The organism is Paenibacillus sp. FSL M7-0896 (genome assembly GCF_037975415.1).
GTDB classification, from domain to species: domain Bacteria; phylum Bacillota; class Bacilli; order Paenibacillales; family Paenibacillaceae; genus Paenibacillus_AQ; species Paenibacillus_AQ silagei.
In genome coordinates, this window is the sequence record NZ_CP150250.1 from 5,967,310 (window position 1) to 5,988,518 (window position 21,209).

At 53.4% G+C, this 21,209-nt stretch carries 18 protein-coding genes; 5 read left to right on the top strand and 13 right to left on the bottom strand.

Going from position 1 to position 21,209, the window contains the following annotated elements; all coding sequences use genetic code 11:
• Positions 1-10: 10 nt before the first annotated feature.
• The 6 genes from MKY12_RS25665 to MKY12_RS25690 form a co-directional block, all read right to left on the bottom strand.
• Positions 11-1,705, bottom strand: coding sequence for an extracellular solute-binding protein (locus MKY12_RS25665; RefSeq protein WP_339311429.1), 1,695 nt, complete (start codon positions 1,703-1,705; stop codon positions 11-13).
• Positions 1,684-6,258 carry a discoidin domain-containing protein gene (locus MKY12_RS25670; protein WP_339311430.1) on the bottom strand — a complete coding sequence of 1,525 codons (4,575 nt, stop codon included), beginning with the start codon at positions 6,256-6,258 and terminating at the stop codon, positions 1,684-1,686. Before MKY12_RS25670 ends, MKY12_RS25665 begins: the two co-directional genes overlap by 22 nt.
• Positions 6,237-6,749: a hypothetical protein gene (locus MKY12_RS25675; protein ID WP_339311432.1), complete on the bottom strand. Its 513-nt coding sequence runs from the start codon at positions 6,747-6,749 to the stop codon at positions 6,237-6,239. The genes MKY12_RS25670 and MKY12_RS25675 overlap by 22 nt, the downstream gene beginning before the upstream one ends.
• A 252-nt stretch (positions 6,750-7,001) precedes the next feature.
• On the bottom strand, positions 7,002-9,065 hold the full coding sequence (gene uvrC, locus MKY12_RS25680; protein WP_339250890.1) for an excinuclease ABC subunit UvrC: 2,064 nt from the start codon (positions 9,063-9,065) through the stop codon (positions 7,002-7,004).
• A 178-nt stretch (positions 9,066-9,243) separates the two neighbouring features.
• Positions 9,244-9,561 (bottom strand): thioredoxin, encoded by a 318-nt coding sequence (gene trxA / locus MKY12_RS25685; protein ID WP_036701616.1) that lies wholly within the window; start codon positions 9,559-9,561, stop codon positions 9,244-9,246.
• 240 nt (positions 9,562-9,801) lie between these two features.
• Positions 9,802-10,293, bottom strand: a complete 492-nt coding sequence (locus MKY12_RS25690) for a GNAT family N-acetyltransferase (protein WP_339250892.1) — start codon at positions 10,291-10,293, stop codon at positions 9,802-9,804.
• Positions 10,294-10,432: 139 nt separating this feature from the next.
• Between MKY12_RS25690 and MKY12_RS25695 the strand changes: the two genes are divergently transcribed.
• On the top strand, positions 10,433-10,594 hold the full coding sequence (locus MKY12_RS25695; protein ID WP_155991192.1) for a YqzM family protein: 162 nt from the start codon (positions 10,433-10,435) through the stop codon (positions 10,592-10,594).
• A gap of 208 nt (positions 10,595-10,802) precedes the next feature.
• Positions 10,803-12,176 carry a glycoside hydrolase family 43 protein gene (locus tag MKY12_RS25700; protein WP_339311434.1) on the top strand — a complete coding sequence of 458 codons (1,374 nt, stop codon included), beginning with the start codon at positions 10,803-10,805 and terminating at the stop codon, positions 12,174-12,176.
• 126 nt (positions 12,177-12,302) lie between these two features.
• Here MKY12_RS25700 and dnaI read toward each other — a convergent pair whose 3' ends face one another.
• The 3 genes from dnaI to MKY12_RS25715 form a co-directional block, all read right to left on the bottom strand.
• On the bottom strand, positions 12,303-13,262 hold the full coding sequence (dnaI, locus tag MKY12_RS25705) for a primosomal protein DnaI (RefSeq protein WP_339311436.1): 960 nt from the start codon (positions 13,260-13,262) through the stop codon (positions 12,303-12,305).
• Between the two features lie 18 nt (positions 13,263-13,280).
• Positions 13,281-14,831: a DnaD domain protein gene (locus MKY12_RS25710; protein ID WP_076081645.1), complete on the bottom strand. Its 1,551-nt coding sequence runs from the start codon at positions 14,829-14,831 to the stop codon at positions 13,281-13,283.
• 180 nt (positions 14,832-15,011) lie between these two features.
• The gene (locus tag MKY12_RS25715) at positions 15,012-15,308 is read right to left on the bottom strand and encodes a YuiB family protein (RefSeq protein WP_036721959.1); all 297 of its coding nucleotides are present in this window, start codon (positions 15,306-15,308) and stop codon (positions 15,012-15,014) included.
• Positions 15,309-15,576: 268 nt separating this feature from the next.
• Between MKY12_RS25715 and hemQ the strand changes: the two genes are divergently transcribed.
• On the top strand, positions 15,577-16,335 hold the full coding sequence (hemQ, locus tag MKY12_RS25720; protein ID WP_036721960.1) for a hydrogen peroxide-dependent heme synthase: 759 nt from the start codon (positions 15,577-15,579) through the stop codon (positions 16,333-16,335).
• Positions 16,336-16,493: 158 nt separating this feature from the next.
• On the opposite strand, the gene MKY12_RS25725 is transcribed toward hemQ, so the two are convergent.
• Positions 16,494-16,772, bottom strand: a complete 279-nt coding sequence (locus MKY12_RS25725) for a hypothetical protein (RefSeq protein WP_209875925.1) — start codon at positions 16,770-16,772, stop codon at positions 16,494-16,496.
• Between the two features lies 1 nt (position 16,773).
• Positions 16,774-17,967, bottom strand: coding sequence for an NAD(P)/FAD-dependent oxidoreductase (locus MKY12_RS25730; RefSeq protein WP_339311439.1), 1,194 nt, complete (start codon positions 17,965-17,967; stop codon positions 16,774-16,776).
• Between the two features lie 325 nt (positions 17,968-18,292).
• Here MKY12_RS25730 and MKY12_RS25735 point away from each other — a divergent pair, with 325 nt between their 5' ends.
• Complete coding sequence (locus tag MKY12_RS25735; protein ID WP_036721965.1) at positions 18,293-19,267, top strand: NAD(P)/FAD-dependent oxidoreductase; 975 nt, start codon at positions 18,293-18,295, stop codon at positions 19,265-19,267.
• A 132-nt stretch (positions 19,268-19,399) separates the two neighbouring features.
• Here the strand turns inward: MKY12_RS25735 and sda are convergent, their stop codons facing one another.
• Both sda and MKY12_RS25745 read right to left on the bottom strand, forming a co-directional pair.
• Positions 19,400-19,543 (bottom strand): sporulation histidine kinase inhibitor Sda, encoded by a 144-nt coding sequence (gene sda, locus MKY12_RS25740; RefSeq protein ID WP_036721967.1) that lies wholly within the window; start codon positions 19,541-19,543, stop codon positions 19,400-19,402.
• 327 nt (positions 19,544-19,870) lie between these two features.
• Positions 19,871-20,533 carry a YheC/YheD family protein gene (locus MKY12_RS25745; RefSeq protein ID WP_036721970.1) on the bottom strand — a complete coding sequence of 221 codons (663 nt, stop codon included), beginning with the start codon at positions 20,531-20,533 and terminating at the stop codon, positions 19,871-19,873.
• Between the two features lie 199 nt (positions 20,534-20,732).
• On the opposite strand from MKY12_RS25745, the gene MKY12_RS25750 reads away from it, so the two are divergent.
• Positions 20,733-20,942 carry a hypothetical protein gene (locus MKY12_RS25750; RefSeq protein WP_036701644.1) on the top strand — a complete coding sequence of 70 codons (210 nt, stop codon included), beginning with the start codon at positions 20,733-20,735 and terminating at the stop codon, positions 20,940-20,942.
• Positions 20,943-21,209 lie beyond the last annotated feature (267 nt).

A 21,209-nucleotide genomic window follows, 5' to 3' on the forward strand; every position in this document is an offset into this window, starting at 1 on the left:
CTCCAAACGTTTATTGTTCTGGTGTGTAATCCTTGATCTTCTTCAGATTGCTCTGCCACACTCCGGTCTTCCAGGCCAGCAGCCTGTCATAGCCCAGGTCCGATGCTTCCCTGTCTGCTGCCTTAAGCAGCTCCCGGAGCTCTTCATCACTTGCCGCAAAAATCATCCGGGGCACCACCTGCGCATATCGATCCCTCAGCTTTTGCAGAATAAGCCCCTCTTCCGAGGCAGGCGCCGGGTCAAGATTAGAGAATTCGGTGATGTTCATCGAAGTCTTGAACGTTATATTGGATTGTCCAAGGGTCGTCCAGTCCCGGGCTCCGGCGGGCAGCAGCTTCTCACGCTGTGCTTTGGCAGCATCAATGTATGAAGTATTACCGTACCAGTTGAATTCTCCGATCTTCAGATCATCATACCATTTCAAGTCACGTCCAATATAGGAATCATTTGGAATGGGAACTCCATCCTCTACTTTATCATAAAACAATCCCTCCGGCCCGAAGAAAAGAATACGCTGCCCCTCAGGACTCGTCGCCCAGTTCATATAGGAGAAAATGGCCTCCGGGTCCCGGGCAGCGGTTGTAATGACATTGACATTCCAGCCCAGCGTATTGTACCCGGAGGGGTAGACCTTGCCGGGATCAACGCCTTCGTGGTGCAACGGCCAGATGAGCTCATAGCCGTCCAGCGGGTCCTTAGCCGAGAGCTGATTATTCGCTTCCCGGCCGATCCCTTCCACGACAGCGTCATAAGCGCCGAATACGGCGATCCGGCCGCTTTTCAGCTTCTCCAGCACCTGATCCCGTGTCTCGGTCAACAGATCCGGAGAGGTCAGTCCCTGACGGACCAGCCGGGCCGCCAGCTGCAGCGTCTCCAGGAATGCCGGGTCCCGGTACACAGAAGTCAGCCGGATGCCGGAGGGCACACCGAAGATTTGGCCTGAACCGGGAGAGATGAAGCTTGGCGTCCGGTTATCCACCGCACCGCTGTACAGCATGCCGATCATCTGTATTTCCAAGCCGTCCCGGGTCTCCCCGAAGTCGATCGGCACAATATCCGGGTATTTCCTCTGCACTTGCTGCAGATACGCTTCGAGATCATCCCATGTCGCAAGCTTAGGGGAGCCGAGCTCGCGGTATATTCTCTTCTCCACCAGGAAACCGGCGTTGCCGCTGCCGCCGCTGCCGTTAATATACCAGTTCGGAATCTGGTACAGCCTGCCGTCTTCACTGCGCAGCATGTTCAGCGTGTTCTCACCGACCGTCCGGGCGAATTCAGGATATTGCTCCAGATAAGAGTCCAGCGCCACCAGCTTGCCCGCCTTTTGCAGCCGTTCCACATCCTTGCCGCGATCCATAACCAGCACATCGGGAAGCTGGTCCGAGACAATCATCGCATTCAGCTTCTGGGCGGCAGCACCGCTCGATGGTACCGGCAGAAGCTTCACCTTCAGATGATCGGTGATCCACCGGCTATGCGGCCCGGCCTCCCAGTCCGGCGCCGTATACCAGTCATAGTTCACAAAGACGGTGAACTGAACCGGCTTCACCTTGGCAGCCAGCTCCGAGAGGGGGACGGCTGAAGGATGGCCCGCAGGCAGCGTAATTTCGGAGCGGCCGCTGTCCGAGCAGGCACTAAGACTGCTTAGAACCAGCAAGAACAGGAGTGCCGCTGACCTGGGCATTAATAGATTGACAGTTCCCATAAAGAATAGCCGTACTGGGTGCCGCGCTCCGTCCCGTTCACTTTCACATACCGCGCACTGACCGGGGTGAAGCTGACATCGTCGAGTCCGCCGTCCCCGGTTGTTGTGGAATAGGCCGTGGTCCAGTTCGTACCGTCTGCCGACGTCTCGATCGTGTAGGCTTTGGCGTACGCCCCTTCCCAGTTCAGCAAGACACGGCTGAGAGTCTGGGTAGAGCCGAGATCCACCTGAATCCACTGCGGATCACTGAAATCCGATTCCCAGCGGGTGCCCTCGTTTCCGTCCACAGCTCCGGCAGCGGGCTGCTTCGGATTCTCCGAAGCGGTAACCGCCTTATTCAGCGCAAGGTTCACAAGCGGCGGTGTGCCGCCGGTAATCACCTGCTGCACCGAAGCATCGTTATATCCCGCTGCTGTTACTGCAATCGTATACGTCTTCCCTTTAGGGAACAGCGCGGTATTCAGTTTAATTTTACCGGCTTCCACGGTATAATTCGCTGCCGCTGCTGCCACTCCATCCACCCTCACCGCAGTGATTGCAGTTCTCCAGGCCGCATTCTCCGTGAACGTCAGCTCAATCGGCTGACCCACAGCATTCTGGGTGGTGTCGGCTGTCAGAACAGGCGGAGCCTGCGGTGTCACGGCGCTGCCGCTCCCGTACACCTCCAGTTCCCACAAGGAATACCCGTACGGCGTCCCGCGTTCAGTCCCGTTCACTTTTACATACCGAGCGTTGACCGGGGTGAAGCTGACATCGTCAATGTCCCCGTCTCCAGTGGTTGTCGAATAGACTGTTGCCCAGTTCGCGCCGTCTGCCGATGTCTCGATCGTGTAGGCTTTGGCATATGCCCCCTCCCAGTTCAGCAGGACACGGCTGACCGTCTGGGCAGAGCCAAGATCCACCTGAATCCACTGCGGATCACTGAAGTCCGATTCCCAGCGGGTGCCCGCATTTCCATCCACAGCTCCGGCAGCGGGCTGCTTCGGATTCGCCGAAGCAGTGACTGCCTTATTGAGGGCAAGGTTCCCGGACGGCTGTGTTCCGCCGGTAATGACCTGCTGCACCGAAGTATCGTTATATCCGTCTGCTGTTACTGTAACCGTGTAAGTCTTCGCCGTGGGGAACAGCGCGGTGTTCAGGGTGATTTTACCGGCTTCTACAGTATAATTCACTGCCGCTGCTGTCACTCCATCCACCTTCACCGCAGTGATTGCATTTCTCCAGGCCGCATTGTCCGTGAACGTCAGCTCAATCGGTTGGCCGGCTGAGTTCTGGGTGGTATCGGCTCCTAGGATAGGAGGAGTAAGCAGTGTATCGGTGGTTACCTTGGTAGGGTCCACCTTCACCAGCTTCTTGGCTTCGACTACAGCCGAGCCTGTCACTCCTCCGCTGTTGCGGAACGTAACGGTAATTGCCGCATTCGTCGGATTCCAGACCAGCGCACGGTAGGCGGAACCTTTTTTATACACCGTTGCACTGTAGCCGTTCTCCGCCCAAATGTCCTTGGTGCGTGATCCAAGCGTGGCCATATTGTGCACGAACCAGTACGTGTTGAACAATTCGTTCTGCTGCGGCAGTGCCGGATTCCATTTATTCAGTACAGCCTGCGGATCGCTCAGCGCCTGAATCGGCCAGACAATATGGTACCAGTCCGGTTCCGGCCCGCCGTTATCGGCCACGAAGCCGCTGTATAATCCGGCCGCCTTAGCCGTATCGAACCCGTAGCTGGTCAGATATTCTGCTGTAGGCAGCCAGTGAATGCCATAGACATACACCGGATTCCCATTGAAAAAGGTGCCGAAGAAATTCGAGCTTCCGTAAATCTGCCCCACCGTTTTATGCGTATAGCCGGGCAGCCAGTTATCCTGGTCGTAGTTGAACCAGTATTGCTGTACCGCTCTAAGCTCCGTGGTGAAGCCCATAATGGACGCATCGCGGAAGGCCGTATTGCCGGTCAGTGTGCTCCACATATACTGGCCGACCCAGCCGAACAGTGACTCTCCGGCCGCTTCTTGGTTATTTCCGCTGTCATTGTCGGCATAACCGCCGGCCCAGGAATGGCCTTCATACGGATCGAAGTTGCGGAAGTAAGGATACTTCGGATCCGTCTTCGACGGATTAGCATAATCCCTGATCAGCTCATCGACCATCCCGCTGAATTTATTTCTGAAGTCGGTATCGTAGGTGGCAAGCACGGCAGATGCAAAGACATAATAGCCATACGTGAAATGATGATCCGTGATGCCAGAGTTCGCACCGAACTCACTGTTTTTATAGTTCAATGTACCCCAGTCGGAGTTGTAGTCGAAATAATAATCGGTTTCCCCCGAGGTGTACGTATACCAGTCTGTAAGCACCGTCTTCATCCGGGAAAGGAACAGATTCTTGTAGCTCTCATTGCCGATCTGATCGGCGATCAGCACACCCATGGCCAGCGGATGCAGCTTCTTGCCCTGCCAGTACGCATCGGCCTGCATCAGATTGGTCGCGGTGTCCGTATCCAGCAGCACCAGGTAATTCAGCAGATCCTGACGGGAATAGGTAGAATCGCCCGGCTCGGTGAACTGCGGCACAATGCCGTGGAATTTATCCGTAGTGGCGAACGAATTGCCCTCTGTCACCTTCATCGTTCCGCGGATGGACGGGAAGGAGACAGCAGTCAGCGGTGTTGTAGTAACCTTCCACTGGTGGGGAAGCTGTGCCATCAGCGTTGTATTCGGGAAGCCCGAACGCTTGAGTTCTGTCACCGCATTGAAGGTGGTCGTGACATCGGAGGTGGTCTCGTTGAAGGTATAGGCCACCTTCGTGTCCGTCACGAAGGCATAGCCGTGCTGGTAGAAATAATTCAGATTGGACGGTGCCGGAAGAGCCGACAGGGACAGGTAATTCTGGCCTCCTCCCAGCTGAATTTTGAGCTTGGCGCCCACCCGCTTGAAGGTTGTACCGGCCGGCGCATACAGCCCATAGTGTCTGGTCACCATTTCAGGCGTTGGCGCCCCGTTGGAATTGGTGACCGCAATGCCGATATGGTCTGCTGTAACGGTGGCGCCGTCTGCAGCGAGAATCGTATTATTGCTGCCGTCGAAGAAGCGGGCCCCGGCCGGCAGATACACTTCAGGACTGGACGGATCACTGAATTGCGAGTAGAGATAAGGCGAGCCTTTGACGAACGTTGTCTTCAGCTTCTCCGCAGCGCCATCGCTTAACACGGCCGTCGCCGACCAGTCGCCGTAACCGGTAATCCGGTTCGACATCCCCGAGGTATTAATATTGCCGGCCATCAGGTACAGGTCCGGGCTTCCCGCGGCTTCCTGCGCCTTGCCGTCGGCGCTTAAGTAGCCTGCACCCGGATTCAGAATGCTGAGGCCCTGCTTGGTATATTTCGATTTGAGCGGAAGCGTAATAATGCCGTTGCCGAGCTGATTGATCATGATGGACTGCCACCAGTCATTGGAAGGCAGCGGTGCAGTCAGCGCATCCGATTTATACTGCGGATATTTGGGCTGGGGCACCGAGAGGTCATTCGCAGCATGACTGCCTTGACCCACGGCCACTGTAGTCAGCTCCGGCAGGGCCGGAATGTTATAGACCGGCTTAGGATCGCCTGCCACATAATCATAGGCCTGGAATTCAAAGATCGAGTACCCGAAGGAGGTTGCTCTGCTGATCCCTTTCATCCGGAGATAGCGGCCGCTGGCATAGACGGGAAGATTAAGGGTGCCTCCGTCGCCGTGAAGCTCCCGGTAGATCGTAGTCCATGAGGTTCCGTTATTCGAGACCTGAATATCATAGATCCGGCCGGCGGCTGCCTCCCAGTTAAGGATCACCCGGCCCAGCGTACGTACGCTGCCAAAATCAACGCTCAGCCATTCATTATCGGTAGCGTTGGAGGACCAGCGTGTGTTCAGGTTGCCGTCCACCGCCAGTTCCGGCAGGGTAGAGCCGACCGGGAGATAATCGGCCACCTGATAGGATGAAGCCGTCACAGGCTTGTTCAAGGCCACATTCGGCCCCAGAACCACCGGAGGAGGATTAACGCCGCCGGTGCCGTATACCTCGAACTCATAGAGGGAGATGCCGTATTGCGTCAGGTTCCGCTCCGTGGCGAATACCCGGACATAACGGCCTGTGCCGCTGAGCGTAAGCTCATCCACACCGCCATCTCCTGTAGTTGTGGAATAGATATCACTCCAGTTCAATTCGTCAGCGGATACCTGGATTTTGTAGGCCTTGGCGTAAGCCCCTTCCCAGCGGAGCACCACGCGGTCTACGGCGGCAGTTGCCCCGAGGTCAACATAGATCCAGTTCGGGTCCGTCCCCCATGAGCTGCTCCACCTTGAACCCGTATTGCCGTCCACCGCCAGATCCGGGGTATTATTGCCCTCTGTGCCCGAGGCATACGCCGGCCGGTCTTTGGAGAGCAGATAAGAGTCCGCAGCATGCGCCGGTCCTGGCGGAAGCGCCAGCACGAGACTCAGCAGCATGATGATGCTCAGACAAAGAGCAGTCCCATTGATCCCCTTTTTGCGTCTTACTGTTTTTGAATATCCCATTTCTTTAATCCTCCTCTTATAAGCGTTTTCATAGATTCAAGATAAGCGTACCCTTTACCGAAACCGGTTGCAATTATACAAATCAACGATTTTATGCAGAAAGTAAAGATTAACCTAATTATGCAGCAGCTCATAGTGTTCAGTCTACTATGTACATTTGGCCCGCACAGCGCCACCCAACGCAATGTAGTCGGTTTTTCGACTACATTTACTCCACGTGCCTCCACCATGCCCAATGTGGTCGGTTTTTCGACTACATTTGATCCATGCGCCTCCGTCACGCCCATTGTGATCGGTATTTCGACTACATTTACTCCATGTGCCTCCACCATGCCCATTGTGGTCGGTTTTTCGACTACATTTGATCCATGCGCCTTCACCATGCCCAATGTAGTCGGTTTTTCGACTACATTTGATCCACACGCCTCATCCCTGCAAAATGTAGTCGGTTTTTCGATCACATTTGATCCACGTGCCTCCACCATGCCCACTGTGGTCGGTTTTTCGACTACATTTGATCCACACGCCTCATCCCTGCAAAATGTAGTCGGTTTTTCGACTACATTTCGCCCACACACTCGCGCCCGCCCAATGTGGTCGGTTTTTCGACTACATTTAGCCCTCGTTGGCCTGCCATCCAGACGACTAGCGGGATGTCTGAAGATACCATCCATTCCTAACCAAACCCAAAGAAGCCGGCCCACATGGGGCCGGCTTCTTTTCCGTTACCGTTCAAATCCATTTTAGATTGACGGCTCCTCATCCTTCAGCGCCTCCAGAATCTGACCGGCCAGCTTCTCGCCGATGGACAGCACCTTGAAATCCTCGATGGAGGCTTCCTTGATCTTCTTAAGTGACCCGAAATGCTTCAGCAGCAGCTTCCGGCGTTTGTCCCCGATGCCCGGAATCGAATCCAGCTTCGAGGTGACCATCGACTTGCCGCGCTGCTCCCGGTGGAACGTAATGGCGAAGCGGTGAACCTCATCCTGGATACGCTGCAGCAGGTAGAACTCCTGGCTGTCCCTGGCGAGCGAGACCGGCTCGGCGGAGTCGCCGACCAGCAGCTGGGCGGTTCTGTGCTTGTCATCCTTAACCAGACCGCAGACGGGAATGAATAACCCCAGCTCATTCTGCAGAATATCGATCGCCGAAGAGATCTGGCCCTTCCCTCCATCGACTACGATCAGATCCGGCTGCGGCAGATTCTCTTTCAGCACCCGCTCATAACGCCGCCGGATCACCTCGCGCATCGTCTCATAATCATCCGGCCCCTGTACGGTGCGGACCTTATACTTACGGTACTCCTTGCGGGCAGGCTTGCCGTCGATGAAGACCACCATGGCCGAGACCGGATTGGCCCCCTGGATATTCGAGTTATCGAACGCTTCGATCCGGTTCAGCGAGTCCAGCCCCAAGCTCTGCCCCAGACTGCTGGCCGCCCCGGAGGTGCGCTCCTCGTCCCGCTCGATCAGGCGGAACTTCTCATTCAGCGCGACCCGGCTGTTCTGGCAGGCCATGCCGATCATCTGCTTCTTCAGCCCGCGCTGCGGCACCAGCACTTTGATGCCCAGCCATTCCTGCAGGGCGGCGGCGCCTCCGGCCGCATCCACGGTTCCTTCGGCGGCTGCATCCTGCTCCGTCTGCTCCCGCGCCGCTTCCGCCGCTGCGCCCGGCCCTGCTGCCCCGGACGGATCAGCCGCAAGCACCTCACCAGCGTCCGCTCCGTGAGACACCTCTCCGGCCTCCGACTCATCCTCTGCGCCCAAGGCCGCCATCAGCGCCTGGCCGCTCGGCATTCCACCGGCTACCAGCCCGCTGCTTCCCTGGCCGGGGGTGCCGCCTGCTTCCGGCGGAACCATGCCGGCACTTGCCATATCCGGCAGCAGAATCTCCTGCGGCAGCGCGGGATTGTCGCTGTAATACTGCGTCACATAAGACATGAAGTCACTGTACGCCTCTCCGTAGAACGGGAAAGCCGACGAATGGCGCTGGATCATTTTCCCTTGCCGCATATACAGAATCTGCACACACATCCAGCCCTTGTCCACCGCATAGCCGAAGACGTCGCGGTCCTTGGTGTCGGCCGTATTGATCTTCTGCTTCTCCATCACGGCATCGATGTGTTGAATCTGGTCGCGCAGCTCCTTGGCCCGCTCGAAATACAGCTCCTCAGCCGCCTCCTGCATCTTCTTCTGCAGGTCCTTCTTCACCGCGTCATGCCCGCCTCCGAGGAACGAGGAGATGTTCTGGATAATCTCTTCGTAAGCAGACTTCGGCACTTCCTTCTCGCACGGCGCGAGGCACTGGCCCATGTGATAGTACAGGCAGACCTCCTTCGGCATCACCCCGCACTTGCGCAGCGGATACATCCGGTCGAGCAGCTTCTTGGTCTGCTGGGCGGCGTAGCTGTTCGGATACGGGCCGAAATATTTAGCTTTATCTTTCAGCACCCGGCGGGTAACCTCCAGGCGCGGATGGGCTTCGTTCGTGATTTTTAGATAAGGAAAGGTCTTGTCATCCTTCAGCAGCACGTTGTAACGCGGCATATGCTTCTTGATCAGATTGCACTCCAGAATGAGTGCTTCCATATTGCTCGATGTCACGATATATTCAAAATCAACAATATTGGCGACCAGCCGCTGCGTCTTCCCGTTGTGGCTGCCTGTGAAATAAGAGCGCACGCGGTTCTTCAGTACCTTGGCCTTGCCGACATAGATGATCGTACCCTCTTGATTCTTCATCAGATAGCAGCCGGGCAGATCAGGCAGCAACGCAAGCTTGTTGCGGATATTATCCATATAATCCATAAGTTCTCCCCCACCTGTTACTACACGGTTATAAGGTAAGTTTAGAATAGAATGTACTACACATTCAAGCCTTAATATAGAACATCCGTTTCTATAGGACAGACAAAGCGCCTTCGGTAATCCGAAGGCGCTTTGTCTGAAGGGCCGCAAGGCCCAGATTACAGCAGATTGTAACCCATTATTGATGCTTGGCTACGATATTCTTAAGGGAGTCCTTGGAGTTCAGTCCTACGACTTTGTCGACAGGCTGGCCGTCTTTGAAGAAGATCAGAGTAGGAATACTCATTACTCCAAAACGGGAAGCTGTCTCAGGATTCTCATCGACATTCAATTTAGCGATCTTCACATCGTCACCCAGCTCGGTGGACAATTCCTCGAGAATTGGGGCAAGCATTTTGCAAGGGCCGCACCAAGGTGCCCAGAAATCTACTACTACAGTACCTTGACCTTCCACTTCATTCACGAAGGATTGGTCAGACACGTTCACGATAGCCATGATATTGTTCCTCCTCAAAAAGTTTTGTTGAGCTTAAGCTGTACGAAATAACTTCCGCTTCTATAGCCTGAGCCAAGTCCGCAGAATTTACTCCGAGATCATAGCGGGATAAAATGCTTCATGTAATATGATAACCAGATTATCAATTACCGACACATCCACAGTATAACATAAATACAATGCATTTGTTATATATTTCGAGAAATTATATTGCATAAAATTAATTTGTCTTTTAACGGTTTAAACTTTGTCCCTGAGATTCAGCTTCATAGTCCACGAGGTACCAGCTGTCCCGACATACTCGAAGCCGAGCTTGTTATATAACCGGACGGCCGCCTGATTCTCCGGATCAACACTGAGCGAAAGTGACGGGTATCCATCGGATACGGCTTGCTGTATGATGCCCTCCATTAGCCTGATTCCCAATCCCTGCTGCCTGTAGTCAGACCGAATAGCAACGCCTAATTCCGGGGTTGTGGTATCCACAAATCCGTAGCCCTGGTTCGTCTCGTCAAACAGCCTGTACCAGGCAGCACCTGCGGGCTGATTGTCCACCAGTGCGATTATCGCCCTGTCGCCTTGTCTCCCCCAATGTTCGTTGTACTTCGCAATCCCCGGGGAATTCAGCAGCTCACTTCTGGGCGGCTTACCTTGTTCAATATGAATGGACTCATAATGCATATCCAGTAGAAAATCATACTCCTGCGGTTCCATAGGTCTTATATGTATCATAAAATCACCCTTCTATCTTTACATCTCCCCTGCATCTTCGTATACTTGAAGAAAGCGCATTAATTGTCAATGACTTCTCTCACATGTATAACTGTAACCCACTTCATGCAGTCATGCAACAGCAAGGAGGAAGAAGCGAATGGACGTCAATGTCAACGCACAGGTCCGTGACCCGCGGGAGCATATCAATGAGGAGCCCCGCAACGATCTCGGTGATCTGCTGGCCGGTTTCTTCGGAATGACCGGCTTCATGACCGTGGTCTTCTTCGGAATGGTAATCATCAAGTATTTGTCCGAATAGCTGCTTAGCTGCAGTGTCCGGTATTCTTTGCCCAGGTCAGGGCGGGATGCCGGATTTTTTTTGCGTTCATTTTGTGCTCCATCGAGATTCAGTAACAATAACATAAATTTACAATTTAATAAAAAGAAAACACATTTTTGTTTCACAGGAGCCATGTTACTCTGTATGCGAAAGCGCTCTTATACCCTATTTTGAGGAGGAAGGAAGAATGAAAAAGCTTGTCAGCCTTGCTGTCGCAGGCTTGTTGGCATCGGCGCTATATTCCCCGGTATCGTTCGCTGACAACCCTGTTGTACAGACCATCTACACGGCAGACCCGGCCCCGCTTGTATACAATGATACGGTCTACCTGTACACCGGACATGACGAAGACAACTCGACCTACTATACGATGAATGATTGGAGGGTCTATTCTTCCAAGGACATGGCGAACTGGACGGATCACGGGTCACCGCTATCTTATAAGGCGTTTAGCTGGTCGAGCGGAGAAGCTTGGGCCAGCCAGGTCATTGAGCGCAACGGCAAATTCTACTTTTATGTCACGGCAAAAAGCACTTCGCTCGGACGGCCCGCCATCGGCGTCGCCGTCTCCAGCAGCCCGACCGGCCCGTTCGTGGACGCTATCGGAGGGCCGCTCGTCTCCAGCAGCTGGGGCGACATCGATCCTACGGTATATGTAGACAGTGACGGCCAGGCCTATCTCTACTGGGGGAATCCGACACTGAAATATGTGAAGCTGAACCCGGATATGATCTCCTACAACCAGAGTACGGGTATTGTCCAGGTGCCTATGACCACAGACAGCTTCGGTGTGCGAAACGGCAATGCCGACAGACCGACCCTCTACGAAGAAGGACCCTGGTTCTACAAGCGCGGCAGCTTATACTACATGGTCTACGCCGCAAGCGGCATTCCAGAGAATATCGCCTATTCCACCAGCTCTTCGCCTACCGGCCCGTGGAAGTACAGAGGGGTCATTATGCCCACCCAAGGCGGGAGTTTCACGAATCACCCAGGCATCATCGACTTCAAAGGCCGCTCCTATTTCTTTTACCATAATGGTGCCTTGCCTGGAGGGGGTGGCTTCACCCGGTCAGTGGGGGTAGAGCAATTCACCTACAACGCGGACGGAAGCTTCCCGGTCATCAACATGACAACCGCCGGGCCGCAGCCCATCGCCACCCTTAACCCCTATGTCAGAACACAAGCCGAGACCAGTGCATGGGCGGCCGGGGTAGAGACCGAGACCACCTCAGATACGGACAGGGGAATGAATGTCGGCTTCATAGATCACGGCGATTATCTCAAAATCAAAAATGTGAACTTCGGCGCCGGAGCCGCAGCCTTCGAGGCCCGGGTAGCGTCAGCAGGCAGCGGCGGTAATATTGAGCTGCGGCTGGACAGTCCGACAGGAACGCTGGTCGGCACCTGTGCAGTGCAGAATACAGGGGGCTGGCAGAGCTGGGTGACCAAGACCTGCACGGTCAGCGGAGCAAGCGGGACTCATGACCTTTACCTGAAATTCACAGGCGGCAGCGGATACTTGTTCAATATCAACTGGTGGAAATTCAGCGCCAGCTAAATCTAAGCGCAGACAAACAGGGGACCCCGGCCAGATGCTGGCGTGGTCCCCTGTTTTAAAATATAGAATTTATATGTTTCACCCGATAACTTATCCGAAGCCGTTTCCGCTTGTATTAATAAAAATTCAGTCTCTGGCCCTGCCACGCTGGTTCTCCCCATGCAGCGGGATCACCTCTACGAACGGGGCAATCCGGTCCATCAGCCGCTGACCCTTGTAGAGCTCTTCCCCGTCCTTGCTGGTGATACTCAGATGCTTCTCCAGCCCGTCCAGCGGATAATTCGAGGTATAGAAGGTCGGCTTGCGGTTCATCCGGTAGTTCAGGATCGCTCCGAGCACATGGTCACGCGCCCAGGGATTGAGATTCTCGGCGCCGATGTCATCGAAGATGAGCAGATCACAATTCTTCATCGTATCGACCATTTCCTTCAGCTTCTGGTTGTCCATCATGATCAGCTTCAGTTCCTCGATGAAATCCGGCATATAGACAATCACGCCGCTGTAGCCCGAGATAGCCAGCTCATGGAGCAGATAGCACATCAGGAAGGTTTTGCCGGTCCCGAAGCTGCCCTGCAAATAGATCCCCCGCGAAGTCAGGCCCTCTGCCCGCACAGCTGCTATATAGTCAAATATCTTGTTCACGGCTGAGGCCCGCCGGGGGTCCTTGCCCATAATATCCATCTCATCATATCCGCCGTTCAGCACCCGCTCATCCACATAGAAGCTGCGAATCCGCTTGCGGACATTATCCTGATTATCCTGTGCAATCTTCAGCTTGCACGGTGTCTTGCGTTCGTACAGATCCGTTACACCATTAACCGTCTCTACCGTAAGCTTGCTGTAATGCCCCTGGAAATCATTCGGGCAAGCCGCCAGGCCGGGGCAGTTCTTGCAATGCCGGTCCTCTTCGACATACTGGTATAGCCGGCTCAAGTGCAGCCGCAGCCGGGACTCATCCAGCTCGGGATGCTCAGCCTGAAGCTCCTTGACCAGGGGATGGTTCAGCAGGGTCTGCTCCAGGTCACGGGAGCGCTGGCGCAGAGCGGGGTTGTTCATCGAACGCAGCACTTCGCCCATGGACTCCATCGCTGCACCTCACTTTCTTCAGGGCGTTCTCAGAACGCCTTTTTTCTTGCTGGCCTTGATCTCGGCCGCTTTCTTCATCATCGCCGCGAATTCCTCTTCCGATACGGTTCCGGCGCTGCCGTCATCAAGCACAATCGGAATCTCCTGCTTGCCGGACCGCCCGCCGCTCTTCGTATACGAACGCTGGCGGGCTCCCGCAGTGCCTGTGCCGGAGGAGGCGGAAGCCGCCCCCTTGCCCTTCACCTTCGACTGGTCACGGATATAGCGCACGGCCTTCTCGTAAGTATTCACCTGCTTCACCAGCATATTGGAGGCAATCGCCTCCACGAAGTTGCGGTTCATCCGCTGATCGCCGCCGGAGGCCACCATCGTCATCAGATAATGGATCAGGACATTGATCACTTCGCCGCTGAGCTTATAGTTCAGATCAATCTTCTCGAAGATATCCATCAACTGGCCCGGAACTGCCCCCGGGAAGAACGTCTGTAACAGCCGTGTATAAGGCTCGTTGCGCAGCATCATATTATATTGGTGAATGTCGCATTTGGACAGAAATTGCGGAGGCACTTCTACATAGAACTCCATTTCGACAGCCTGCTCCACCGGCACTGCGGAGGGATCACTCTCTTCCTCAGCGGCGGAGCGCAGCGACACTACCTTGGCGGCAGCAATCTCTCTTTTCTCCTGACGCTTCCTATCCTGACGGAAATGCTGGCTTGCCTTGTACTGCAGCGTATCCAGAATCACCTCTCCGTCCGGCGTGAAGACATCATCCTCATCCAGCAGACGGCATACATCCTGCGGGCCAAGCTCGTATTTGCGGGCCACATAATTAATGACACCCATCTGGTTATGGTCAAAACGCAGCTTCTCAACATGCGCACGGTTCACCGATTCACGCGGGAAGCGCAGGATAATATCGCTGTAGGCTATATTCGGCTCAACCGCCTGAGTGGTGCCGGGCTGACGCACGGAGGCTACCTCGGCCAGCGCCTGCTCCAGCTCATAGTCGATCACATGGGTATTCAGCTCAAAAATATCATAAAAGGGCAGTGAAATATTCTCTTTCCCGAGCGACCGCCCGCTCCATTCCTCCGGTTCCCGGTGCCAGAACTGCTCACGCAGCGACAGCACAGCGAACTTGCCGATCTTATCCCGGAGCAGCAGCGTCAGATGCTGGGTTGCAAAGAAATCAGCCGGCGACAGCGGCGGCATTAACTCGTATTCGTACATATAATCATCATTCTCCGCGGCATACAGCCGGCAGGTCTGCAGCAGTCCCACCGCCTCCAGCCGGGAAGCCTGGTCTACCATATATTTACGGCCCTTCTCGTTGGGTTCAACGCCCAGGGTCATAAAGAGCCTGCGCTGCTGCTCCACACCGGAGTAACCGATAGATTCAGCCGGAATATGCTCGAACAGCAATCTGTACAGGCTGATGGCGAACGCGCCTACCATTGGCTGATAGACTGAGCCCAGCATACGTCCATCCAGCTGGCTTAGACCGAATTCGCGGGACACGCAGTACCGGTGATGTTCAGTGAAATGATGCAGGTTGCTCATACGCATCTGCGGATACCTCCCCCTCTTCTATACGAATTCATATAGATTTCTATTCTATCACAAAACACCCGGCCGAAAATGTAAAATAAAGATGAATCCTTGGCTCTTCTGGCAGAAAAGAAAAAAACGGCTCCCCCCATTACAGGAGATTAGCCGTTTCTTGTTGTACCGCCCTTCAGGCAGCGCTTAGAACATCTTGTATCCGCCCAGCCGCAGCTTCTGAATGGTCCAGCCGCTCAGCACCGCTCCGGCAAGACCGGCTACCCCGGTAAGATAATCCACAATGTGGAAGGTAGAGAGGTGCTCCCATAAGGACATCGCGCTCCGGTCCCAGATGGAGTAGACCACCACCGGAAGAATGACAATGACGAACAGATAGGCAGGGAACCAGGTAGTCTTCATCAGCATGTTAAGAATGAAGCCAATGCCGAACATCATCACAAAGAATAAAACGGCCAGAACAAACACCGGAATAAAGCCCATCGTACCGCCATCCCCTCTCTCTATAAAGAACCGCACACCCAAGCTTATATAATAGTAAGTTTACTAGAAAAAATGTAGCGAAGCAATGAACATTATCGCGCTCTATACCGGAATTCGCGTGAATGGGGGCCTTGGCGTTTGCTCTCTGCCGCCCGCTGCGCTACAATGCAAATAGCACCCGACCTATGTTCATACATATTTAAGGTATGCGGACCAAGAAGATTTTACGCGAGGATATTCCACCGATAACCTATAAGGAGTGAACAACTTGAACGAAGCCGCTTTGACACTGGAAGGCTGGTATGCGCTGCATGACTTCCGCTCACTGAACTGGACAGCCTGGACGGCAGCCGATGACGAGGAACGGGCAGTGGCCCTGGAGGAGCTGCATGCCTTCATGCAGGAGTGGGGACCTGTCGAGGAAGCGAAGGAGGGCAGCACTGCTGTCTATTCCATCGTGGGCCAGAAGGCAGATTTCGTGATGATGTTTCTGAGAGAGAGTCTGGAGGCGCTGAATGCGCTGGAGACCGCTTTTAACAAAATCGCCTTTGCCCAATACACTACGAAGGCTTATTCCTATGTAAGCATCGTTGAGCTCAGCAACTACGCCGCAGGAGGAAGTGCCGGTGACGGCAGCGATCCGATGCTGAACCCGCATGTCGCTGCCCGGCTGAAGCCTGTACTGCCGCAAATGAAGCATATCTGCTTCTACCCGATGAACAAAAAGCGTGAGCTTGCCGACAACTGGTACATGCTGGATATGGAGAAACGCCGGGAGCTGATGTATTCGCACGGCCTGATCGGACGCAGCTATGCCGGCAAGGTGAAGCAGATCATCACCGGCTCTGTCGGCTTCGATGACTGGGAGTGGGGCGTGACTCTGTTCGCCGAGGATGCCCTGCAGTTCAAGAAGCTCGTCTACGAGATGCGCTTCGATGAAGTCAGCGCCCGCTACGGAGAGTTCGGCCCCTTCTATGTCGGCAACCTGCTGAACGAAGAATCGTTTGAGGAGATGCTGAAGCTGTAACAGCATAAACGCAAATAGACCGCCCCCTCTAGCAAAGGTATGCGGTCTATTTCTTGACTACTTTTCCGAAAGCCGCCGCCCTTAAAAGCGGCTATTGCACCCGAGAGCCGTGTTGCAAGCACGGCTCTCTTTGCATTGTACGTCTTTTCTACCTCCACTTATGCCGAAGGTTCCTTATCGTCCTCTTCGTCTTCGTCTTCGTCCCCGTCACGCAGACTCTCCAGATATTCAGCCGTCGCCCGATCACGCGCGCGGCCCTTATCCTTCAGGCGTTCGATAGCCGGGAGAATGAGAATGTCGATTTCCTTCTGGATATTGTAGGCCAGATCGTACCGCGTCTGATCCTCCAGATAAGAGCCTACCTCAATCAGAGCATTATAGCGGTCCAGCTCCTCGCGCGTCAGCAGTCCGCGTACTTGCACGCTGCAGTGGCGCATCTTAGAGGAATCTTCCTTTTTTGAGGACAAGCGGGATGCCGCCGATGATGAGCAGGTAGCGCATATCGACAACCTTCTTCAGTTGCGCTGCCTTCCAGCCTTTGTACGTCTTCTCGCCGACTACGGCAATTCCCTGGCCCTTACCAAGTGAAGCTACGGTCCCCTTGTTGCTGAAGACGAATTTCTTCGGCTGCTGGCTGCGGATGGCCGCTACTAGATTATGCGCACAGCATTCTCCCTGCTGCATTGCAATCTGTGCCGTCGGCGGGTAAGGACGCCCTTCCGGATTAATCATGAGGGAGCCGTCACCAATGATGAAGATGTTCTCATGTCCCGGAGCCCGCAGATATTCGTCTACCTTCACCCGTCCGCGCATCGCTTCGAAGCCGGCAGCCTCGATCAGACGGTTCCCGCGGATACCGCCGGTCCATACAATGGTGGATGCCTTGATCTCTTCACCCGTGGCCAGAATCACGCCGCCAGGCAGGCATTCCTTGATCGCTACGCCCATCTTGAAGGTTACCCCCTTCTTGGTGAGTACGGTCATGGCGTGCTCCACCAGCTCAGGCGCGAACCCCGGCAGAGCCGTAGGCGCAGCTTCTATATTATAGATGTTGACCATGCTTGGATCGACATCAAATTCTTTGCATAGTGCAGGAATCCGGTCAGCCAGCTCCGCAACAAATTCAATCCCGCTGAAGCCCGCGCCGCCAATGACGAAGTTGATATGCTCCTGTGCATTATTCTCATTCTTATATTTGGCGAACTGGTACTGGATATGCTCCCGGATCAGCCGCACAGAGTTGATGCTGCGGATGGTCAGCGCATATTTGTCGAGTCCCGGAATCCCGAACGTTTCAGGCTCACCGCCAAGGGCAATCACGAGGTAATCATACGAGAGCGTTCCGTCCTCCAGAATAACCTTCTTCTGCTGGGTGCGGATCTCCTGCACCGAGGATTTGACAAGATCGATCTTGAACTCATCGATTAATTTGGAGATAGACACGCGTGTATGCTCGATGCTGTCCGTGCCCGCTGCAGGCATATGCAGATGGGTCGTGAAATAGTGATATTCATGGCGGTTAACCAGGGTTACATCGGCTTCATTATAATTCAAAGCTTTCTGCAGCCGCTGGGCGGTCAAAATCCCTCCATACCCCGCGCCTAGAATAACGATTTTGGGAATACTGCTCATGTTCCGGCTCCTTCCAACAGGTGAATCTGTCTATGTGTTATTTTTTGTAAAAAAATCAGGTTTCTTTTGTGAATTTATACACTTAAATTCAGAAGAATTTCCAATAAAACTTAAAGGATTTCTAAAATAACCATATCCATTGTAAACCTTAGTATCGTTTTAATCAAATATAATCATACAACAAAATGTCACACTTTTTCTTTGAAATCAAGGCCTTTGCAGGCAGGTGAGACTATGTTTATAATGAGTAGGTACGCTTGTATGGCAAATTGAAACTATCAACTCGGAGGTGTAATATTACGTGACATTAGAGCAAACCGTTCCTATGAGCGATCTGCTGATTATAGGCGGAGGACCAGCCGGTATGTTTGCCGCATTTTACGGCGGTATGCGCCAGGCTTCAGTAACCCTTATTGAGAGTATGCCCCAACTCGGAGGGCAGCTTGCTGCTCTGTATCCTGAGAAATATATTTACGATGTCGCCGGCTTCCCCAAAATTACCGCACAGGAGCTGGTGGACAACCTCTCCCGGCAGATGGAGCTGTTCCAGTCCGATATCCGTCTGGAGGAGAAGGTCGTATCGGTTGTGAAGCAGGGTGAGCGCCATTTCACCGTCACCACCGACAAGGCTGAATATCACAGCAAAGCCGTTATCATCACGGGAGGCGTAGGCGCATTTGAGCCGCGGCGTCTGGAGGTACCGGATGCACAGCGCTTCGAGAAAGCCAACCTGCATTATTTCGTAAATGATCTGAATGCTTATAAGGATAAAAAGGTGCTGATCAGCGGCGGCGGCGATTCCGCTGTGGACTGGGCGCTGATGCTGGAGCCGATCGCTGAACAGGTAACCCTGATTCACCGCCGCGATAAATTCCGTGCGCATGAGCATAGTGTAGAGAATCTGATGGCCTCTAAGGTAAATGTGATTACGCCGTCCGAGATCACTGAGCTTCACGGTGAAGAATTCATTACCAAGGTCACCTTGTCCCATATCAAGACCAAGGAAACTCAAGAAATCGAAGTAGACAGCGTTATTGTCAATTTCGGCTTTGTCTCCTCTCTGGGCCCGATTGCCGAGTGGGGAATCGACATTGAGGGCAACTCTATTGTAGTTGACTCCCGCATGGAGACCAGCATTCCAGGAATCTTCGCCGCTGGCGATATCACGACTTATCCGGGCAAGCTGAAGCTGATCGCTGTAGGATTCGGAGAAGCGCCAACAGCAGTCAATAACGCCAAGGTGTATATTGATCCGGATGCGAAGCTGTCTCCGGGACACAGCAGTAACCTTAAGCTCTAGGTTGTCTATAACCTTATAGCCATAATAAAAGGGTATCCTTTCAGGTTGATTCCACCTCAACTTGAAAAGATACCCTATTCCTTGATGCTTGCGGTTTAAAGAAGTCCAATGCTGCAGGATGTGCTCTGATCTTTAATGCAGAACCGCATGGTCTGGAGAGTGTAAGTTCCGTTTGCGAATTTCAGCGAGAAGCAGGGCGATGAAATCATGCTCCAAATGCAGCTCTATCGCTCTGTGATAAGAGTCAAGCAGCATCTCATCCGACAATTCAACCATAACGTTCACCTACCTTTCCTTTATTTGGATCTGAATCTATCATAGCAAACTATCATTTTTCGAACAAGCGTTCTCATTATCCACAAGCTGCTGTGGAAATCCTGTGTATAATATGTGAGTAAGGGTTATAATGTCAGCAATTGCGCAGTGGACTATGGGGATAACAGTTATGCACAGGGCTGAAACCTGACATCTCCACACAAAAACTTTTTTAGAATGTTCATAATTGGCTGGGATATTTCTTGTTGTATTACCTCTGAATCTAAACAACTAAACGCAATATTATCCTATTACTGTATTTATCGTCAAATATAAAAATTTTATTAATTATTTTGGTCTTGTATTTACTTCCAGAATCCAAATCTTCCCCCGATGATCTACAGCATAGTCGAAGCCCAGTTCACCGATCCCCGGAAAATGCCGCTCCAGCAGCTCGGTACAGATTAGGGTCAGCCTGCGCATTTCCGCCTTTTTGGATGAGGTCCCCACTCTTGGCAATGATCTTCGCAGTCCCTGGCGGCAGCTGAGCATCGTACCTCCTTTGCAGAGATTCGTAACGAACAATCCCGGCCGGGCGACTCTCCCTACCATAGATCGGAACTCCCAGTGCTCGCCGTTCTTCACTACTTTGACCCGGTAATCAATCGGACGCCCGGAGATCCGTGCAAGGGAAATGCCCTGCTGGATCAAATATTTCCGTTTCACCTTGAATCTGTCCAGTGCCTGGCGCATGGAAGTAAAGTCTCCATAGATACGTGTGCTCTGCATATACGTGAAGCCATACCCCCTATGATCCCGGAACACCTTGATGACACCATATCCTCCTCCGCCTACAACCGGCTTGATGACAACATTGCCGTATCTTCCAAGCATCGCGGACAATCCGGCAGCACTATATTCCCGCGTTCTCGGAATGTAACCGGCAACCCGTGAATCGCTAAGCAGCGCCGCCGTCTTCAGCAGCTTGCTTGCCAGTTCTCTCCCCGCCATTATTTGCCCTCTCCTTTCGCATTCCCAGCCTACCCTATAGATTACTCACGAAAGGCCGTGCCCTCCTGTATGATTGTCCGTGGTATAGCAGGCCACAGCAAAAAAGGGCATATGGCTGCGGGGCCTTATGTCCCTGATTCATTTGACTGGAAAATCATTAAAATTCGTTGTATTATTGCCTGAAAGGGAGGGTTTCCTAATGGCTGAGTTTTTTGAAATCCTGTATTGGTTTGCGATGATCGGCATGTCTGTTGTACTGGCAGGAACGACAATACTCGTCTGTGCGCTTGGCTTCAAATTCATCAAGGACCGGCGCAGAGTGCTCGGTGCCGGCTGCATCGCCTTTTCCCTGGGGGCCTCCGCCCTGATCGTGTTCATGATTAACCTGAAATTTATTATCCCCGCCTGAAGCTTGTTCCCGGCAGCAGTGACCCAGGATGCGGATTGCGCGTTCCCCTGCCGTCATTGCTGCCTTCGGGCGGAACTCTTAAGCGTCCATTCTTACATGAATCATAGATTCGCTCCGTTACCTTATTCTATGAAAACTGCGTCAGGCTGGCCTGTGCGGACAGACTGCTTCATTCGCTGAGCAGGTTCCGGCCTATTCCCCACTTTTTCGTTCCCTCCCTCTCCCGCAAGACATCCAATCTTTGAAATTTCCGTTCAGACAACAACT